Source organism: Spirosoma sp. SC4-14 (genome assembly GCF_037201965.1).
Classification (GTDB): domain Bacteria; phylum Bacteroidota; class Bacteroidia; order Cytophagales; family Spirosomataceae; genus Spirosoma.
Map to the genome: position 1 here is coordinate 329711 of NZ_CP147519.1, position 18760 is coordinate 348470.

The 18760-nt window shown below is 52.6% G+C and carries 10 protein-coding genes; all 10 read right to left on the reverse strand.

What is annotated here, in order from left to right; genetic code table 11:
• Positions 1-3 precede the first annotated feature (3 nt).
• Positions 4-1725, reverse strand: a complete 1722-nt coding sequence (ilvD, locus tag WBJ53_RS33410; protein ID WP_338877374.1) for a dihydroxy-acid dehydratase — start codon at positions 1723-1725, stop codon at positions 4-6.
• Positions 1726-1728: 3 nt separating this feature from the next.
• Complete coding sequence (locus WBJ53_RS33415; protein WP_338877375.1) at positions 1729-2811, reverse strand: Gfo/Idh/MocA family oxidoreductase; 1083 nt, start codon at positions 2809-2811, stop codon at positions 1729-1731.
• Complete coding sequence (locus tag WBJ53_RS33420) at positions 2808-3665, reverse strand: amidohydrolase family protein (protein ID WP_338877376.1); 858 nt, start codon at positions 3663-3665, stop codon at positions 2808-2810. Before WBJ53_RS33420 ends, WBJ53_RS33415 begins: the two co-directional genes overlap by 4 nt.
• Complete coding sequence (locus tag WBJ53_RS33425) at positions 3662-6073, reverse strand: alpha-L-rhamnosidase C-terminal domain-containing protein (RefSeq protein WP_338877378.1); 2412 nt, start codon at positions 6071-6073, stop codon at positions 3662-3664. The genes WBJ53_RS33420 and WBJ53_RS33425 overlap by 4 nt, the downstream gene beginning before the upstream one ends.
• A gap of 12 nt (positions 6074-6085) precedes the next feature.
• On the reverse strand, positions 6086-8236 hold the full coding sequence (locus WBJ53_RS33430) for a PQQ-binding-like beta-propeller repeat protein (protein ID WP_338877379.1): 2151 nt from the start codon (positions 8234-8236) through the stop codon (positions 6086-6088).
• 21 nt (positions 8237-8257) lie between these two features.
• Positions 8258-10261, reverse strand: coding sequence for a glycoside hydrolase family 97 catalytic domain-containing protein (locus WBJ53_RS33435; RefSeq protein WP_338877380.1), 2004 nt, complete (start codon positions 10259-10261; stop codon positions 8258-8260).
• A gap of 31 nt (positions 10262-10292) precedes the next feature.
• Entirely contained in the window at positions 10293-12176 is a 1884-nt protein-coding gene (locus WBJ53_RS33440) for a sialate O-acetylesterase (protein ID WP_338877381.1), read from the reverse strand.
• 200 nt (positions 12177-12376) lie between these two features.
• Positions 12377-13816: a RagB/SusD family nutrient uptake outer membrane protein gene (locus WBJ53_RS33445; RefSeq protein ID WP_338877382.1), complete on the reverse strand. Its 1440-nt coding sequence runs from the start codon at positions 13814-13816 to the stop codon at positions 12377-12379.
• Positions 13817-13874: 58 nt separating this feature from the next.
• Entirely contained in the window at positions 13875-17315 is a 3441-nt protein-coding gene (locus WBJ53_RS33450) for a TonB-dependent receptor (RefSeq protein ID WP_338877384.1), read from the reverse strand.
• Between the two features lie 180 nt (positions 17316-17495).
• A complete protein-coding gene (locus WBJ53_RS33455; protein ID WP_338877385.1) occupies positions 17496-18593 on the reverse strand; it encodes a FecR domain-containing protein in 1098 nt (365 codons plus the stop codon).
• Positions 18594-18760 lie beyond the last annotated feature (167 nt).

Consider the following 18760-nt stretch of genomic DNA (forward strand, 5'->3'; position numbering starts at 1 on the left):
GGTTTACACTTGGCTTACCCGCGCGGGCTCAGTTAGATCGATCGTTAAGGCATCGGTTACGCACCCTTGGGAGGCCGATGCCACCAGGCGACCGTATTTGGCCAGCACCCCACTCGTATACCGGGCTGGTGGTCGCTGCCAGGTTGTTCGTCGTTGACGGATCTCTTCATCCGAGAGCGCTACGTCGAGCCGGTTGTTGACGGCATCAATCGAAATGAGGTCCCCGTCCTGAATTAGCCCAATTACTCCGCCCTCGTAGGCTTCGGGCGTAATATGACCGACCACAAAACCATGCGTACCACCCGAGAATCGCCCGTCAGTGATTACAGCGACTTGGTTACCCAAACCGGCCCCCATGATAGCCGACGTCGCTTTCAGCATTTCCGGCATACCGGGACCACCTTTCGGCCCTTCGTATCGGATCACCACCACCTCACCTGCCCTTACCTGTCCAGCTTTGATCGCTTCGATAACCGCCGGTTCGCGGTCGAACACGCGAGCGGGTCCCTGAAAGAATTCGTCTTCCTTGCCCGTGATCTTGGCAACTGAGCCCCCGGGAGCGAGGTTGCCGTAGAGAATCTGGATGTGGCCCGTCTTTTTCAGGGGCTGATTGAACGGTACGAGAATCTTCTTGTCGTTGTTCCAGTCTGGTATGTTCTCCAGATTTTGGCGCAGAGTCTGCCCCGTTACGGTCAGGCAGTCGCCGTGCAATAGCCCTTCTTCAAGCAGGATTTTCAGGATGGCAGGCGTACCTCCGCTTTCGTGTACATCTTCCATCAGGTACTTGCCGCTGGGCCGCAGGTCAGCAATCAGCGGAACCTGATCGCTGATGCGCTGAAAATCGGCTAGTTCCAGCGGCAGTCCAAACGCCCGGGCAATGGCGAGGTAGTGAAGGACGGCGTTTGTGGAGCCTCCCAGCGCCATCACCACGACCAGCGCATTTTCCAGCGACTTGGCCGTAACAATGTCGCGGGGTTTGAGGTCCCGTTCCAGCAGGTGCTTCATGGCTTTTGCTACGCCAGCGCACTCCTGCCGTTTTTCGGCACTGGTGGCCGGGTATGACGAACTGTAAGGCAGGCTCAGCCCCAGCGCTTCAATAGACGACGACATGGTATTGGCCGTGTACATACCTCCGCAAGACCCCGCTCCCGGGCAAGCGTGGCGGATGATAGCCTGCATTTCGGCTGCGTCAATCAAACCAGCTACCTTGGCGCCATACGCTTCAAACGACGACAGGATGCTAATTTTCTGGCCATTGTGATGCCCCGACAACGAACTGCCCCCATACACCATCAGCGCCGGGCGGTTCAGTCGGCCCATTGCCATGATGGAGCCGGGCATGTTTTTATCGCAGCCCATGACGGCCACCACCCCATCGTACCACTGAGCCGAAGCGACCGTTTCAATGCAATCGGCAATCAAATCGCGGGAGGGCAATGAGAACTTCATGCCTTCGGTACCCATGCTGATGGAATCACTCACGCCAATGGTATGGAACGTAAACCCGACAAGCTTTTCGGCTTCCATACCCTGCGAAATAATATCGGCCAGGCTATTGAGGTGCATGTTACAGGGATTACCGGCGTAGCCTGCGCTAGCAATCCCAATCTGTGGGTAATGGATCGTGGTTTCGGTGAGTCCGGCTCCGTAGAGCATGGCCTGTGAGCCGGGCTGATCTTCGCGTTCGGTGAGCGTTCGGCTGTATTTATTCAGAATCTGGGTCATGGTTCAGGCGGTAAATGAGTCAAGAGAAATACCTCCGCTGTCGCTGGAGAGGTAGGCCGCTTCGACCAGTTGCATGGTGTTGACGGCTTCGGCTACGGATGTAATATGGTGAGGAGACGATCCTTCGGCAAAGCAGAGCAGGTCGGCCATCGAGCCGATGAACGCGTCGGGGTACCAACTGCCTGCCAAATGGGCCGACTGCCATTCGGGTGACTGGCCTTCGTCAAGCACGACGTATTCGAACGTATCGGCAACGCCGTCGGGGAAGTTGATATTCAGGCCGAGGGTCGTTTTAATAGCTCCGTGCGTACCTTCCCACTTAATGAACGAATCCTGGTGGCGCGTGCCAAACGCGTGGCCGTGGTTGGTGTTAATGAACGCCCGTACCGGCCGGTCGTAGTCGAAGATAATGACCGAGCGGGTCGAGGCCAGTTGCATCTGATGCGGGTGCTGCATTGTCTTGGCATAGACCGCTTTAGGCATCCCGAAGAAGTATTTTAGCAGGTCCATGTAGTGAATGCTGTGGTAGAGCATTTCCATCCTTGGCAGCCCAAACAAAAACGTCCAGAGCTGCCAGGGGTGGTCGATATTCATTCGGATTTCCAGGTCGTGCAATTCGCCAATCGCCCCCTGTGCAATGAGGTTTTTGGCGGCTATAACGGACGGAATGAACTTCATCTGCATGTTCACACTGGCCATAAACTGCCGTTGCTCACAGATGCAGAGTAGCTGGCGGGCCTCGCCGAGTGTTTCCCCGAAGGGTTTTTGAATCATAATGATTGACCGCTCGGGTAACAACGGCAGAATCACCGGTAAGGCCGAAGCTGGCACAGCAATGTCAAAAACTGCATCCGGCAATGCCTGCTCAATGAGTTGTTCAATTGAATCGGCCACAGTCGGAATACCAAACCGCCCCGCTACCTGCTGAGCCTTATCCTGATTCAGGTCGTAAAGTTGTTCAACCGACCAGCCTGCTTTTCGGTACGCGGGCAGGTGCGCATCCTGCACAATCGCCCCGGCCCCAATTATGGAAATGGGACGCGGACGGAGGGGTAGCTGAAAGGTGGTATCAATTATGTAGCTCATGGGGTCAATCGGTAAAAGCGTTCAGCATTAGCCCGAAATAGACAATCCCGCTCGTCATTAGTCCAGTCGGCGCACAGGGTCAGTACCGAATCAAGCCAGGTTGTATACGATGCGGCTAGCGTCATTACCGGCCAGTCTCCGCCGAACACCAGCCGGTCGGTACCAAACTGCTCGACCACGAATTCGAAATAAGGCCGTAGCTCATCCAAACGCCAGTGTTTCCAGTTAGCTTCAGTCACCAGTCCCGACACTTTGCAGAAAACATGTGGATGGCTGGCTAATTGTCGAATGTGGGTTTGCCAGTTTGCCAGCTCCTTACCGGCAATGTTGGGCTTGCCCAGGTGGTCGAGCATAAACGCCGTGTCAGGACATTGTTCGACCAAGCTGATGGCGGCCGGTAGTTGATGCGCCTTCAGGCAGATGTCGAAGCTAAGCCCAACGGTGGCCAGTTTACTCACGTTTTCGATGAATTGTGGCTGTTCATACAGCGACCTGGGCGACTCCTCCAACCTTCGGACGCCCCGTACCAGAAAATAAGCCTGTAAGGCTTGTAGTTCAGTGTCAATATTGGGTTGTTCTAACGGAAACCAAGCAACCAGGCCCCGAATGCGCGGATCAATGGCTGCCGCCTGGGTTACGTAGTCGATCTCCCGTTTGTATTGTTCGGGTTCGCATTCACACTGCACAAATACCATCGCCTGCACCGGCACGCGGGCAATAGCCCGCTGATAGTCGGAAATGGTGAACGTTCGGTTAATGGCCGGTACGTCCGACAACCACGCGTAATTCAGGTGCTGAACGTCCCAAATGTGCAGGTGCGTATCAATAATGGCCGGTGGCAGGTTTATGGTCATTGAACGGTTAAATCGAAGGTTTGGTGACCGGCGGTCAATTGGCGTTGCTGACCTTTCCAGCGAAACGTACCGGTCACACCTTCGGGTAAGCTGATGTCGGCCCGCAACGTACCAGCCGGACTTAGCGCGTACTTCACGCCAATGGTTCCTTTAGGATGGGGCATCTGACCGCTTGCGTTCCGCAGTGTACCCAGATGCGGGGTGATGCGCACTTTCTCGAAGCCGGGTGCGTCGGAATCAATACCGAGGATAATGCGGTAGAATTCAATATTCGGGCTCGAGCCCCAGGCGTGGCAATCTGACCGCGACGGTTCGTGCGACTCTGCCCAGGTCGTTAAGCCCAGCTTCATCTGTTGGCGCCATAGCCCCAGCAAGTTCAGGTACTGATCGCCAAGTCCCGTTTCAGCCACGGCCCGGTGCAGGTAATAACGGTAAAAAATAGAAGGCTGTACCAATGACTTATCAGTCAGCGTACGCTCCATCAGTTGCCGCGCCGAATCACCCGTAATGACCCCCGTCAGGGCGGCCAGTATATTTGAATGCTGCGAAAACTGCTTTTTCTGGGGTGTATCAGCAAACAGTCCGCGCGACTTGTCCCAGTAAAGCCGCTGGATGGTCTGCCTTAACCGGTTGCTACGTTCGGCGTACAGGTCAGCAAACGCCGACATACCGGCCTGAGCTTCCAGATCACCCGCTACTTGATAAGCCAGCAGCAACTGCAAGTCCAGCGGAGCTGAGTTGCCATTCTCAGTGTACGGAGCCACACTGCCCCAGGTTTGCCAGTCTGGGCTGGTTGTCCAGTCCGTAAAAGGCCAGTCCGGAAAGCGCTTTAGCGAACCGTCGTCGTGCTGGTAATTAGCAAAATAGTTCAGCACCATGCGGGTAACAGGCAGCGACGACTTCACGAACGCTTTATCGCCCCGGTAGCGCCAGTAATCGTGTACCATGTTGATCCACCAGAGCGAAAACGTCGGAATGTACTGAGGTTCGCGGCTAGGATAGCGGCTCATGGTCAGGCCGTTGGCGGAGAGTGACTGGCGGAGTTGCATAATGGCCTGCCGCACCAGTCGATCGTCGGAACTGTTGTAAAGCGAAATCAGCGCCTGAATACGGACGTCCCCAGCGTATTGCAGTTGTTCATAATAGGGGCAGTCCATGTACGTCTCGTTAGCGCAGAGCCGGGCCGTGCGCCAGCCAATATCGAGCATGTTGGCTAGTTCTGGCGATTCAGGTACCTCAGCGGTACTTACCTTCGACAGTGGGTAAGCTGTAAAAAGACCCGAGAGATCATTGAGTATCAGCGGCTCCTGTTTGGTTTCAACCGTTACCTGTATGTAGCGGTACGTCCGCCACCAAAGGGTGGTAAGTGTGCGTTGTTGCCCGCCATCAGTGACAAACGCATCGGTACAACCAAAGAAAACCTTTCCTTCAATTTTATTCCGGTCCCCTTTTACGATCGGTGCAGTCCGATCCTTCGGAGCCGGTTCAAACAGTGACTCAGCGTAGGCCAGCGTCACGTTTGCGCCCCGTCCACCACTCACCGTCAGCACTGGATAGGCGGTAGTCAGATGCGTCTGGTCGAGCAGCAATACAGCTTTGGTCTGAGCCGGGATATGTACCGGAACCGCTTGTCCGGGAAAACCAGCCGGAACCGTTATGCCATCCACTTTACGTAGTTTGGCGATGCGTTCGGGTTTTAACTCCATCGGCGGTATAGACCGGGGGTTGAGCGTCCAGTTATCGAAATCAATATTGAGGTTCCACATGCTGCCGGGCTTGACCTCCTGCGCATTTGGCCACTGTGCGTCGGCATACTGTACCGTTTCCCACCCCCAGGGATAGCGATTATACTGGATAGCCTCACCAGGACCAACCTGAAAAAAGGTGTATAAATTTGTCTGAAGGGGTGAATACGCGCCATTTTGTAGACACTTCCACGACGGATTGGTGTTGACGGCCTGCTCGGCAGGGCCGTTGCCTTGCAGGATAAAGCCGGTTCGGAAAGAGTGTTGAGCGAACGACATCGTCTCGCCGAAATTCCACACAACAGCCGCCAACGTGTTATCGCCCGAGGTTAAGTAGGGGGCCAGATCGACCGTTTCAAACGACCAGTGACGCACATCCGAACGGGCCGGACCCAGCGATACCAGCCGTCCATTGACAAACAGTTTATAGCGGTTGTCGCCCGACACGTGTACAACGAACGCGCTGGGCTTACTGTCTAGTTGAATGGTTTTACGAAAATGGTATACGCCGTACCCATGGGGCGATGTGCCCGGTACGGTAATCCAGCGGGCGGGCCAGGGCTCAGTCAACAGTGCCTTCGGCAGCGCTGCCGTGTCAATCTGAGCCCGTAAGGCCGAAAAACTAAACGCCAGTAGGAAGGTGATCGAAAGCCAATAACGCATGGTGTGTGTCGATTAGGGTAAAGAAAACGCTACGAAGCGGTCACCTTTTGGTGCCCCAAGTTTGTCGCCCCCGCAGGCAATGACGACGTATTGTTTACCACCCGATTCGTAGGTGCTGGGTGTAGCAAAGCCAGCGGCTGGTAGCTCATGTTGCCAGAGCAGCTTGCCCGTTCGTGAATTAAAAGCCCGAATTTTTCTGTCTTTCGTACCTGCAATGAACAAGAGTCCACTGGCCGTCACCACAGGCCCTCCGTAGCTTTCAGCCCCGGTTTTGGTAAAACCCTTTGCTACCAGCTCGGGATATTCACCAAAGGGTATTTTCCAGCGATACTGACCGGTGCTCAGGTCAATAGCATTGAGCGTTCCCCAGGGTGGGCGAATGGCCGGAAACCCCTGGCTGTCGAGAAACTTCGTAAACAAGGCTACCCGGTAGGGAACCGTTGTCGGTATGGGTTGCTTAAGCAATTGACCCGGTTCTTTAGCTGCCTGACCTGGCTCTTTGGTCGTTGTAGCGGGCCTGTTCAACAGATAGGCCACCAGCGTTTGGCGCTGGACCTCGGAAAGGTGAGAAAAAGCAGGCATCATACCTTTTCCGTTGGCGATGACCTGGTGGATGTATTCGGGTTTTCGGCGGGTTCCAATGTCGACTAGTGACGGATAACCTCCGGTGGGATTTCCTTTCCGCTCTGGGCCGTGACAAGCTCCGCAGTTGGCCGCGTAAAGCCGCTCACCCGTGGGCGGTTGCGCGGTAGTCGTTGGCATTTCTACGTCAGCCAGCTTAACCAGCCAGGCCATTTCGTTACTATTAAGGTAGAGAATACCATTCGGATCAGCCGCGGCTCCACCCCATTCAGCACCCCCATCAAAACCAGGAAAGATGATGGTACCCTGCTTGCTGTGGGGTGTAAACGCCCCCTCGTAGCGGCTCTTTCGCAGCGTAGCCAGCAGTTCTTCACGGTTTTCGGCGTAGGGGCTTAGGTCGGCTTCGGTCAGCGTTTGCCGGGCGTAGGGCGCGGGCAAGCTCGGGACAGGCTGCGTGGGCCACGGCTTTTCGCCGGGGATGTCAGACCCAGGAGCTGGTTTTTCGGTGATTGGGTAAATCGGTTTTCCCGTCACCCGGTCAAAGAGAAAAACCAGGCCGTGTTTAGTCACCTGCGCAACGGCGTCAATGCGTTTGCCTTCGCGCGTGATGGTGACTAAATTCGGCGGAGCGGGGGCGTCGCGGTCCAGGATGTCGTGGTGTACGAACTGGTAATGCCAGCGTCTCTTACCAGTCTGGGCATCAAGAGCCAGCAAGCAGTTGGCAAACAGGTTGCTGCCGACCCGGTTGCCCCCATAGTAATCGGCCGCGGCCGACCCCGTGGGTACGTACACAATCCCACGGGGTCGGTCGATGGCCATGCCGGGCCAGTTGTTAGCCCCGCCTATATCGGGATTTCGGTAGGCCTCTTTCGGCCAAGTATCGTAGCCGAATTCACCGGGCTGTGGAATCGTCCGGAATGTCCAGACAAGCTTACCCGTTTTGATGTCGAACGCTTGAATGTGACCAAAGGCCGGGTCGACACCATCCGACACACGCAGGGGCATGATCAGCAGATCGCCGAACACTGTACCGGGTGTATTCGAGACCACGAATCGATCCTGCGAAACAGCGCCCAGACCCGCTTTCAAACTGGTACGGCCCCCTTCGCCAAACGACGTAATTTCTTGGCCCGTACTGGCGTCGATGGCGTATAGCCAGGAACCGTTGGTGAACAGAATGCGCTGGTCCGTATAACCAGCAGACGCTTGCCAATAGGCAACACCCCGACTATTGTTGTAGGCAACGGCTCCAGCTTTCTGCCAACGCCAGCGTTCTTTACCGATGGCTGCATCAAGCGCAAACGGCTGGCAAGAAGCCGTCATGCCGTAGAGCGTTCCATTCACGACAATCGGGTTGCACTGCATCTGTCCCGAATCCTTAGTCGCATACTCCCAGGCAACCTGCAGTCGGCTTACATTGGTTGAATCAATCTGACGAAGGAGAGAATAATGATTACGATCTGGCCCTCCCAGGTATTCGGGCCAATCCATAAGCTTTGCAACTGTATGGGTGCGTAGTAGGAAGGCCGACGTTAAGGCCAGTAACCCAATCAGAAGAGTACTAACAATGGCTCGCTTCATCGCAGACAAAGAAGTGAAACGTTATGACTTTATAATCAAAACAAAACCGCCATTGGCTTTCAGGGTTAACGGCAGGCCGCCAGCAGTCGTCCAGTTCACTGGTCTGGACGTAAAATCTCGGTTGGTTGATCCATCCGTGACGATGTTGCCGGTCGTGTTTTTGATAAAAGGTAGTGATACCGTCAACGACTTGTCAACCGCTTCTCCGTTTATGCCAGCTATATACCAGACGTTACCTGCCCGACGAGCGATGACGACTAACTTCCCCGGATACCCATCCACGAACCGACTCTCATCCCAGGCTACAGGTACCTCCCGCATCAACTGCTGTACATATTCCGGTACACTGGCCATACCAACTCCAACTTCCGAAAAATGCTGGATGCCCGACGTAAACAAATAGGGCAAGGCCAGCTCGAAGGCGTTCGTTGTCCGGCGCTTAATATCCGGGTCTTCCGAAAATACCACGGGCGTGTAGTCCATGGGGTCGAAGACGTTGCGCGTGAAGGGCAAAACGGCGCAATGAGTGGGTTGCTTATCAGCATTCTCCTGGGCGAACGTGACGTTTTCGTAGCCCCGCACGGCTTCCATCGTCAGTAGGTTCGGGTAGGTCCGCTGCCAGCCGCGTGGTAGGGTGCAGCCGTGGAAGTTGACCAGCAGACCATATCTCGCGGCATCTTCGGCAATGTCCTGGTAGTAAGCCATCATCGACTGCCCATCGGCTCCAAAGAAATCCACCTTAATGCCTTTGATCCCCATATCTCTCAGACGGGCAAATTCCAGATTGCGGACGGTCGTCGTTATAAGTTTATCCTTGGGCGTATGCGGTACAGTATTCCAGTCGCCCGCCGAGTTATACCAAACCAGCAAGCTAACCCCTTTTGCACGGGCGTAAGCCGCTAATTCAGCCAACTTTTCGTAGCCAATCTGGCGGTCCCAGTTAGCATCAATCAGGCTGTATTCCCAGCCCATCCGCGCGGCATAGTCGATAAAGGTCCGCGAGGCTGAGTAGACTGTTGAGTCGTCGCCAAACATGGCCCAGCTCCAGGCCGACCGGCCTGGCTTGACAAATGAAAAATCACCTGCAATGGCCGGCCTAGCTAAGTCCGTTCCCAGGGTTGATTCGACAATGGTACCCAAGTGGTTACCTACAGTAATAATTCGCCATGGGGTTGCCCAGGGTAAAGTTGATTCCGGCCGAGCAGCACCTCCGGTAATCGTTTCCCGTGGGTCGGCCAGCGCGACGGTAAAGGCATTTTTCTGAGGGATATGTTTAAGCCGTGTTCCGCAGTAATTACGATCCGGCGCGGTTTCGCTGAGTAATACCCAGTAGGTTCCCGACCGAAACAATGCCGGATAAACCCAGCTCGACATGCTATCGGGCAAGGTCGTCAACAAGCTGTTCTGGCGGTAGTTTTCTTCGTACGAAGGCTGGGTCTGGTTCCAACCCGATTTGGGATCAGGGCAGGGCTGTATCCAGCTTTTTGTACCCTCTTGAAAGGTAAATGACGTTGTTTCCTGCGTTATGGCTTTGCGGTCAGCGGAACGTTCGGGAAAGTAGTACCGAAACGCCACACCATCATTCGACACCTGAAACTCAACGTCCAGTTTCTGCCCCGACCGATTCGCCAGATGAACGACGCATCGGTTGGCCTGGTAGGTGACCTGTCGTTGCTTACCATGCTGCATTCGGTACGAATCCGTAACCAATACCGGCTTAGAAATGGCGATCATCTGCAGGTGAGTGGAAAAATCTCCATCGTCCCGGACCAGGCCCAGATCCGAGGAGGGCATCACGACTGTGTGGTTATGGCGAATCGTATAACTAGCCCTGGCTTGACTAGACAGGCTAAATTCGACAGATAACTGCTTGTCGGGGCTAACTACTTCAACCTGGCCTGCCGGTTGAGCCATCAGCGAGACTGGCAAAAAAATACCACTGAGACACCCACTGTATAACAGGGCTATCCCCACATTACGGAGCATTGAACGAATGGAAATAAGTTGAAGACCAGGCCAATTCATAGTCAGGTTGTTATCAGTGCACAAATGAAGACTAGTTTCGACCGAACGTCAGTCCGGGCCAGTCGTCGGTACGGAAAGGTACCGCCGGTAGCCCTTCCCGGTTATAGAGGTTGCCATCAGGTGTGTTGCCCCAGTTATAGCGGACGGCTACGGGGTTGGGCACTTGTTCGCTGTTCAGTAGTAGTTCATTGCCGTTCAGTGTGCCTTTCGCCCAGTGGAAAATATGATCTGGACCAGCTACGCTAAAGCCCCGGACATAACCGTATTTGTCACGAATGGTTAAGCCAGTACCTACTTCGTTGAACGTTACCCGCACTTGCCTGCCCTCAACGGTCATGGATTTGAAAACGGGTCCCGAACTGACGACCTCCGCTTCGTTGTAAGCAACCCGGCGAGCCGCCAGCGCTAGGCGTCTGCCAACTTCCTGCTTATTGACCGGGTGAATATTGGTTGAATCGCCAATATCGATAGCCACTGCCATGCCAGTTTTGGGCAGGGAAAGCGTCATCGTCTGAGCTTCCCGAAGTTCCGCCCACATATAGTCGGCGGGCTGCTGATTGTCGTTCATAAAGCCTGCTAACTGCACGAACAGGAACGGAAACGCATAGCCCCAACGCGTTCGCCAGTCTCGGATCAAGTCTGGAAAAAGCTGCCGGTACTGATACGCCCGGTCGGCGTTGGCCTCTCCCTGATACCAGATAACGCCCTTTAGCGCGTACGGAATCAGTGGCGCAATCATACTGTTAAATAAGGCAGTCAGCGAGTTTTGGCTGAACAGCAGATTCGGGGCTTTGGGCGCGTCGCGGGTATCGATGCCCACTTGATAAGCCCAAGGCCCCGCTAGCGAGATCGTATCTTGTCCAATAGTAGCGTACAATTCGTTAGGATTGCCGTAAAGTCCACCGCCACCGCCCGTATCCAGCATCCGGATAGCAATCGTGTTGGGTCCTGCTTTGATCAAATGACCAGGAACCCGGTACTGCCGCACCGCACTATAGGGACTTGTGCCACCCACTTTCTGACCGTTGAACCAGGTCGAATCTACATCATCGACGCGGGCCAGGTGCAGTACCAGTGGCTTTCCCGCCTGTTCGCTAGTTAGGGTGATCTGCTTACGTACCCAGACAACCCCATCAAAATCGGGCAATGTTCCCGACTGCTCCCAGTGTCCCGGTAGCTCTATCGTCCGCCAGTTAGTGGTGGCGAGATCGGTGGCGAACCAAGGCTTGTTTTTATCGGCAAAACCCCGGTCGGCAGCCGTGTAGGTTCGCTGCCATTCGGCCAATTTCCGGCCGAATGCCTGTTTAACCTGCTCGAGTGAACCACCCGGATTTTCTTCTACCGATGCGAGCTTAACGGCAAATTCCGGAAACGGGCGAAGGGCCGCTGGGCTCATCCAGGCTTCAATCTGTGTACCGCCCCAATCAGAGGTAATGAGGCCAATGGGCACCTGGTACCGTTTATAGAGATCTCGGCCATAGAAATAAGCCACCGCTGAAAATGTAGCGATACTCTGTGGACTGCACAACCGCCAGCCGTCGCTGGAAACGTCGGCTAAAGGAGACGGTGAGATAGTGTCGCGCACATCGAACAGACGAATCATCGGGTAGTTCGCGCTAGCTATGTCATTTTTCGTATGGGGTAACAGTTGCTGCATCCGCCACTCCATATTCGACTGGCCCGATCCTAACCACACATCGCCCAGCAGAATATCGTTGATCACTAGTGTATTCTTCTTTCCCCGGATCGTCATGGTGTAAGGTCCACCAACTGACATAATCGGTAAGTCGAGCCGCCATTTTGTATCAGAACCGGCTTTGGTCGTAAACGTTTTGCCAGCAAACTTGATGGTTATTTGTTCATTTGGGTCGGCCCAGCCCCAAACCGGGATCGGCTGATCCCGTTGGAGAACCATGTGGTCACTTACAAGTCGGGGTAGCCGTACCTCGGCATGCGTGGTGACTAGGCAACTCAGTTGAATCAAACACGTCAAGAAAATACCCAACGATTGATACATATAAAGAAAACAAGAAGAAAGCTTTGAGAAGCGACTATGAATAAAATGCTGTTTTAAACGGCCTTACCGTAAGGCCGTTTAAAACAGACCCAAAGGCATCAATATCCAGGGTTTTGCTTTAAGCCCTTATTCAGATCCATCGCTTGAAGCGGGAAGGGGAACAACAGATTTTTCTCACTCACGTTAGGCCGACCGGCGGCTTTGTTTTCGCTTATAAGCCGACCCGTTCGAACCAGGTCGAAGAAACCGTGCCCTTCGAAGCAAAGCTCCATCTCGCGCTCGCGGTAAACAGCCTGCCGAAACGTATCCTTTGATAGACCTGAAAGATTCGGTAAAGCGGCTATGTCTTCGGTACCATTAGGCCGGGTCCTGGCCCGCTTTCGAATCTGATTGATCGCATCGTAAGCCGCAACCGTTGGGCCGTTTACCTCGTTTTCGGCTTCTGCGAAAATCAGCAGGGCTTCTGCATATCGCATGATGGGGAAATTATTATCACCACTAAAGCAGACGTTTTCTTTGCCCCAGGCGATGTATTTCTTAATGAAGGGTCGGCTGTAGCTGATCGTCTTGTTGTCCGTTGTTACGTAGGATGTCATCATCGAAATCTCTTTGCGATATGTACTGGGGTAGTTGTCGAAGAATTGTTGCGACACCCCCGCTAACCCTTCGGCAAAACCACAGCCGGTTGTACCCGATGGACTCAGGATCGACTCAAACCAGGCACCCACGCGGAACATCTTGTACTGCGCAGATAAGATATGCTCGGCATTGTTTTTCTTGGCCGGATCAAATACATCCCGGTAGTCAGCCATGAGTTTGTATACTCCTAAGTCGATCACTTCTTTACTCTTGGCACGGGCCAGATCGAACTGCTTGAGTGTGAGATACACACGCGCCAGTTGAAGTTTTGCGGCTCCACGTGTAGACCGACCTACTTCACTCGGCGGATAATCGACGGGTAGTGCTTTTTCGGCAAACTGAAGGTCTTCCAGAATCAGTTGATAAATCTGCTGCTTATCCGTACGTGGATTCGAAACGGCCACATTTAGGTCGACCGCAGGATTTGTAACCAGTGGCACATCGCCAAAGAGCCGGACCAGGTTAAAATAGTGAAGGGCCCGCATAAACCGAGCCTCGCCCAGGTATGCATCCCGCAGGTTCTTGTCCATGGTAATAGCCGGTACACGTTCGAGAATGAGGTTGGCCCGCTGAATACCGACATAGGCCCCACCATAGTAGTCCAGATACGCCAGCGTGGCATCATAGGAGAAGTTGTCGGTAGCCACCGTGTTCACATTGACCAGGCCATCCATGGCCGGAGTGGGCAAGTCAGCTAGGAAGTACAGCGAGACATTATACGCATTGCCGTTAATTAGTGTATTGTAGAGGCTATAAACGGCAGCTTTAGCTTCGTCGGCTGTCTTGAAAAAATTGTCTGGTGTGACAAAATCAAGGGGCTTTTCTTCCAGTGCACTCTTGCAGGAGTCTACTAGTACGAAGGATAAGAGTAACAGGAAAATTTTTTGTAGTCGTTTCATCGTGATCCAGTTGTAAATTGATGGGTCGATTGACTTTTATTAAAGACCTTTTTTGTGCTTAGAAAGACAGGTTTAGTCCAAAGACGAACCGCTTTTGCACAGGGTATGAGTACAGATCAATGCCCTGGAGGGCCTGCGCCTGTCCGGCGATATTAACTTCCGGATCGAAACCGGTATACTTGGTGAATGTCAACAGGTTCTGGCCTGTAGCGTATACACGCAGACCATTCAGCCAGTTAAGGCCCCATTGCCCCACCGGAAAGCGGTACGAGAGCGTAACGGTCCGCAGGCGCAGAAATGAACCATCTTCAACGAACCGGTTGGTCACAAAGAAATTAGTCGGGCTAACGCGTGGTATGGTGTTACTCGTGTTGGCCCCTGTCCATCGATTCGCCATCTCGCTAGTCGTATTAAACTGACCCGCAGAAGTTTCCAGGTTGTAGCGCGTCAGATTAACGACATGTACGTCGGCCACACCCTGTAGAAACACGTTCAGTTCCAGGTTCTTGTAGGAAATAGTATTGTTCAGACCAAACAGGTATTTAGGGATACCATGGCCCGTGATAGCACGGTCATCGCCATCGATCTTTCCATCGTTATTGAGGTCTTTGTAGCGAATGTCGCCAGGTTTATACACGCTAAAGCCGGGACCAGCGGCATTAATCTGGTCATTGGTCTGCCAGATTCCATCGGCAACATAGGTATAAAAAGAGCCGATCGGCTGCCCAGTTCGGATGACACTCAACCCATCAACGCCACCATTGGTATTGGGAAATAGACTCACCAGTATCTGGCGGCTACCATCTGGGTTTGGTGTTGTACCATCGGGCAGGCTAATTACTCGATTCGTGTTGATAGACAAGTTGGCATCTGTAGTCCACCGAACAGCTCCCGTCAGGTTTTGGCTACTCAGGCTAAACTCAACTCCCTGGTTTCGCACCTGACCCAAATTCCGCCATTGGGTCTGAAATCCCGTTTCGAGTGGTACTGGTGTTTGAAATAATAGATCGGAGGTATTTTTAAGGTAATAGTCAGCCGTAGCAGTCAGGCGGTTATTCCAAAAACCCATATCCAAGCCTAAATCGAACTGGGCCGTTCGCTCCCAGCCTAGGTTCGGATTGTATAAATTACCTGTGGGGGCAAAACCCGTCACCTGGTCGCCACCCAGCACCTGTCCCCGGTCAGCTTGCAAGATTGGTAATGACCGGTAAGGCGGTATTTCCTGATTACCCGTTACTCCATAACTTGTTCGCAGCTTAAGATCGCTGAATGCCTTTGTTTTCTTAATAAATGATTCGTCACTAAGCCGCCATGCAAAGGCTCCTGAAGGGAAGAAACCATATTTACGACCATCACCAAACTTTGATGAGCCATCACTACGGGCTGTAAACGTGAACAGATACTTATCATCTAGACTGTAATTAAACCGACCGAAAAACGATTGAATCGTAAAATTGAAACTACCCGATGGAGCGTAATTTCGATCATTAGCACCCGCCGTTACGATATAGTACGAGGTAGCATCGGTTGGAAAACCGGATCGGCGAATGCCGTAATTCAGTACGCTTTGTCGTTGAAACGAATTGCCCAGTAAAGCCGTCAGACTGTGCCGAGTACCAATCTTACGGGTGTAAGTCAGGGTGTTTTCATTCAGCCAAGATACATTTTCGACGGTACTAATATTCGCAATTGAGTTTTCGTTTAGGCCCTCCAAGGTAGTTTTAGGCGAATAGCCACGACCTGTTGAGTAGGCTACATCAGCTCCCACCAATACTTTACCCACCAGGCCTTCGATAAATTTAAATTCACCGTAAATGTTTCCCAGTGCGCGAGTGACAATGGTTTTGTCGGTCTTCTGATTTCCAACGGCCACTGGGTTGTCGATCTGCGAGCTTTGCCCGCCAATAGACGTACTTTGCTCCAGGAAGTAATTCCCGTTGGCATCGTAAACTGGATTGAAAGGCCGGGAGGCCAACGTTTGGTAGATGATGTCGCGCACGTCTCGGTCGGTACGGCTCAACGTCAGGCTGTTACCAAATTTGAAGCGCTGGCTAAAGGTTTTATCAAGGTTAAACCGCAACGACATTCGCTTAAAACCCGAGCCTGTCACAGCTCCTTTCTCATCATAATATTCACCCGACACAAGGTAATTCGTCGATTCGTTACCTCCAGAAAAACTGATGGCATGATTTTGTACCGTTCCTGTCTGGAAAACCTCTTTTTGCCAGTCGGTGTTGGTCGTCGGAATGGTCGGATAAGGCGTAACGGGGGGCGTCAGGCTCTGCCCAAAGCTGTTAGCGAGTGCTGCCAGTTGGGAACTATTCATCAGGTCGTAGCGACTACGAACCTGCTGAATGCCCACGTAGGAGTTGACGCTGATGCGGTTCTGCCCCGATTTGCCGCGCTTGGTGGTAATGAGGATAACCCCATTAGCCCCCCGGGCACCGTAGATCGCCGTGGCCGAAGCATCTTTGAGCACTTCAATGCTCTCAATGTCATTGGTGTTGATTGAGGCTAGTGCGTTACCTCCCGTACGTTCGCCCACACCTGATGGTGTTGCGTTATTGTCACTGTAGACCGGAAAGCCGTCAATAACATAAAGCGGCTCGTTACCAGCATTGACTGAGTTAGATCCGCGAATACGAATCGTAACCCCACCACCGGGTGCCGACGAAGCCTGCGTCACCTGCAACCCAGCTACACGTCCCTGCAAAATCTGGTCACTTGAACTGACCGGTACGGCAAGAATATCGCGGCTTTTTACTGACGCAACGGAGCCCGTAATGTCACGTTTGTTCTGGGTGCCGTACCCCACCACTACCACTTCGCCTAACGTCTTATTATCGACGGCCAGGGTTAGGTTGAGCTGCGTACGGTTTCCTACGACGACTTCCTGGCTCAGGTACCCAATAAACGAGAAGATGAGTGTGCTGTTGGGGTTCGGTACATCGAGTTTATAGCGGCCCTTCAGATCGGTCGTTGTTCCCTTTGCCGTCCCTTTCAGGACGACACTAACTCCCGCCAAAGCTGCCCCGTTTTCGTCGTTTACCGTTCCAGATATAGTGACGTCTGTAGGTGCTTCAGTGGTTTCGGTTAGTTGGAGCCCTCCGGAAGGCTCTTGACCGTTTCCCAGCCCACTGGTCCGAATTAATATAATCTGATTGTTGCGAACAACCTCATAGGAAATGTGACGGGGCGGAAGGACCCTTTTGAGAACCGACTCTATTGTTTCGTTACTAACGGCCAGGGTTAGTTTATCACCTGAGGAGATTACATCCCGCTGATAGGAGAAAGCGACTTTAGCCTGACGTTCAATGGATTGTAGCAAAGATTTGAGGCTGACATTCTGTGCCTGCAAGGTTACCCTTTCCTGTAGACACTCCTGTGCCGACACGGGCACTGCCCGGCAAAAGCCAGCCAGCAAGCCCGTGAGTGCGAGTTGTACGGCCGTGATTTTCATTATACCGAAAATTGCTTTTCTGGTAAGAAAATTTGACATAGATTTAGGTGTTTTTGTTGTGATAAGACAAAACAGTAGCTTCCGATTGCGGTCCAGGCATCGGGAACTTAGAGGAGGGAGACTATGTGGCAACATGGTTTCCCTTTTTCGTAAAAAGACGGGAGAGTAATTAATGCTTCATGGCAAACGATTGGTTAAGGTTTCATTAGTCAGGAACAATTATTGACACCCTTTTGATTCGAGAACAATCTGAGCATCAACTTCTTTGTAGGTAGCTCCGATCACTTTACAGATAAGGTCCAGTTTATCGTACAGTGACTCGTCACCCATCTTCGTGGTGATGACACAATTGGCCAGCACGTCTTCATTGTAAATAATATCAACCCCATATCGCTTTTCGATGGCTTTTAGTACCGTTGGCACAGGCACTTCATCGAAGCGAACCACGGACTCTGCTTTCTCCGCCGTTGGCAAGGGGAGCGGTTGTTCGACTAACCGGCGAGTTAGATTCTCGGTTTGCCGACTGAAAACAGCCTGCTGATTTGGCTCCAGCACCAGTCCAGTTGTCTCTGGATCGGCTACATTAACCCAGGGCTGTTTATAGACAGATACCCGGCCAGTTCGAACGTTTACCAAAACCTGCTTGTCTTGCTCAAAAGCCCTTACCCAGAAGCTCGTCCCGAGTACCTTAGTCACTAACTCATTAGCATATACGTAAAACGGCCGACCAGGGTCTTTGGCTATTTCAAAAAATGCTTCACCGCTCAGAAGAACCCGTCGCCTGTCTTTGGTAAAATGATTGGGGTAGCTGATTTTACTATGCTTCGTCAAGGTAATGGCGCTGCCATCTTCTAAGGAAATACGAAGCGGTTTTTCTCCATTATTAACTCGTTCAATAAGCGCTTGCTGATCGTCGACGGAGGCAACCAAATCGCCATAGGTCACCGAATGGCTATCGTAATTCCTCCAGACAAACCAACTAATTCCTATTAATAAAGCAATGCTCGCGGCCCAGCGCCAAGTGGATCGATGCCACCAAGTCTGGACAACAATAGGCTCGGTTACCTCAACCGGAGTATCTTCTATAGCAACCTGAATACGCGACCAAACGGCCTGTTGATCCAGAGTAGGTAGATCGGTCTGCTCAGCAGCACTAATTTTATGAATCAACTGGCGGGCCTGGGCTACCGTTACTTGCTGATAGGCGTTTTGTTCAAGGAACGATTGCCAGAACGACTCGTTTTCTCCGAATAGAGCCCATCGGATGAAGGAATCATCGTTTAGAAAATCCAGCAGTTGATTGTAATGATATTGCATCTTGATGTGAAACAGACCTTTTATCTATACAGGTAAGGATTCGCCAAAAAACTAATCATTGCTATTAAGTTTTTTTTGCTCTGAGTTCATAAGAGCCCGAATACGGACTTATAAGTCTTTGACTAGTAGAAGGTTTTTCGCAAAAAGGTCGATAAGAATACTGAAGC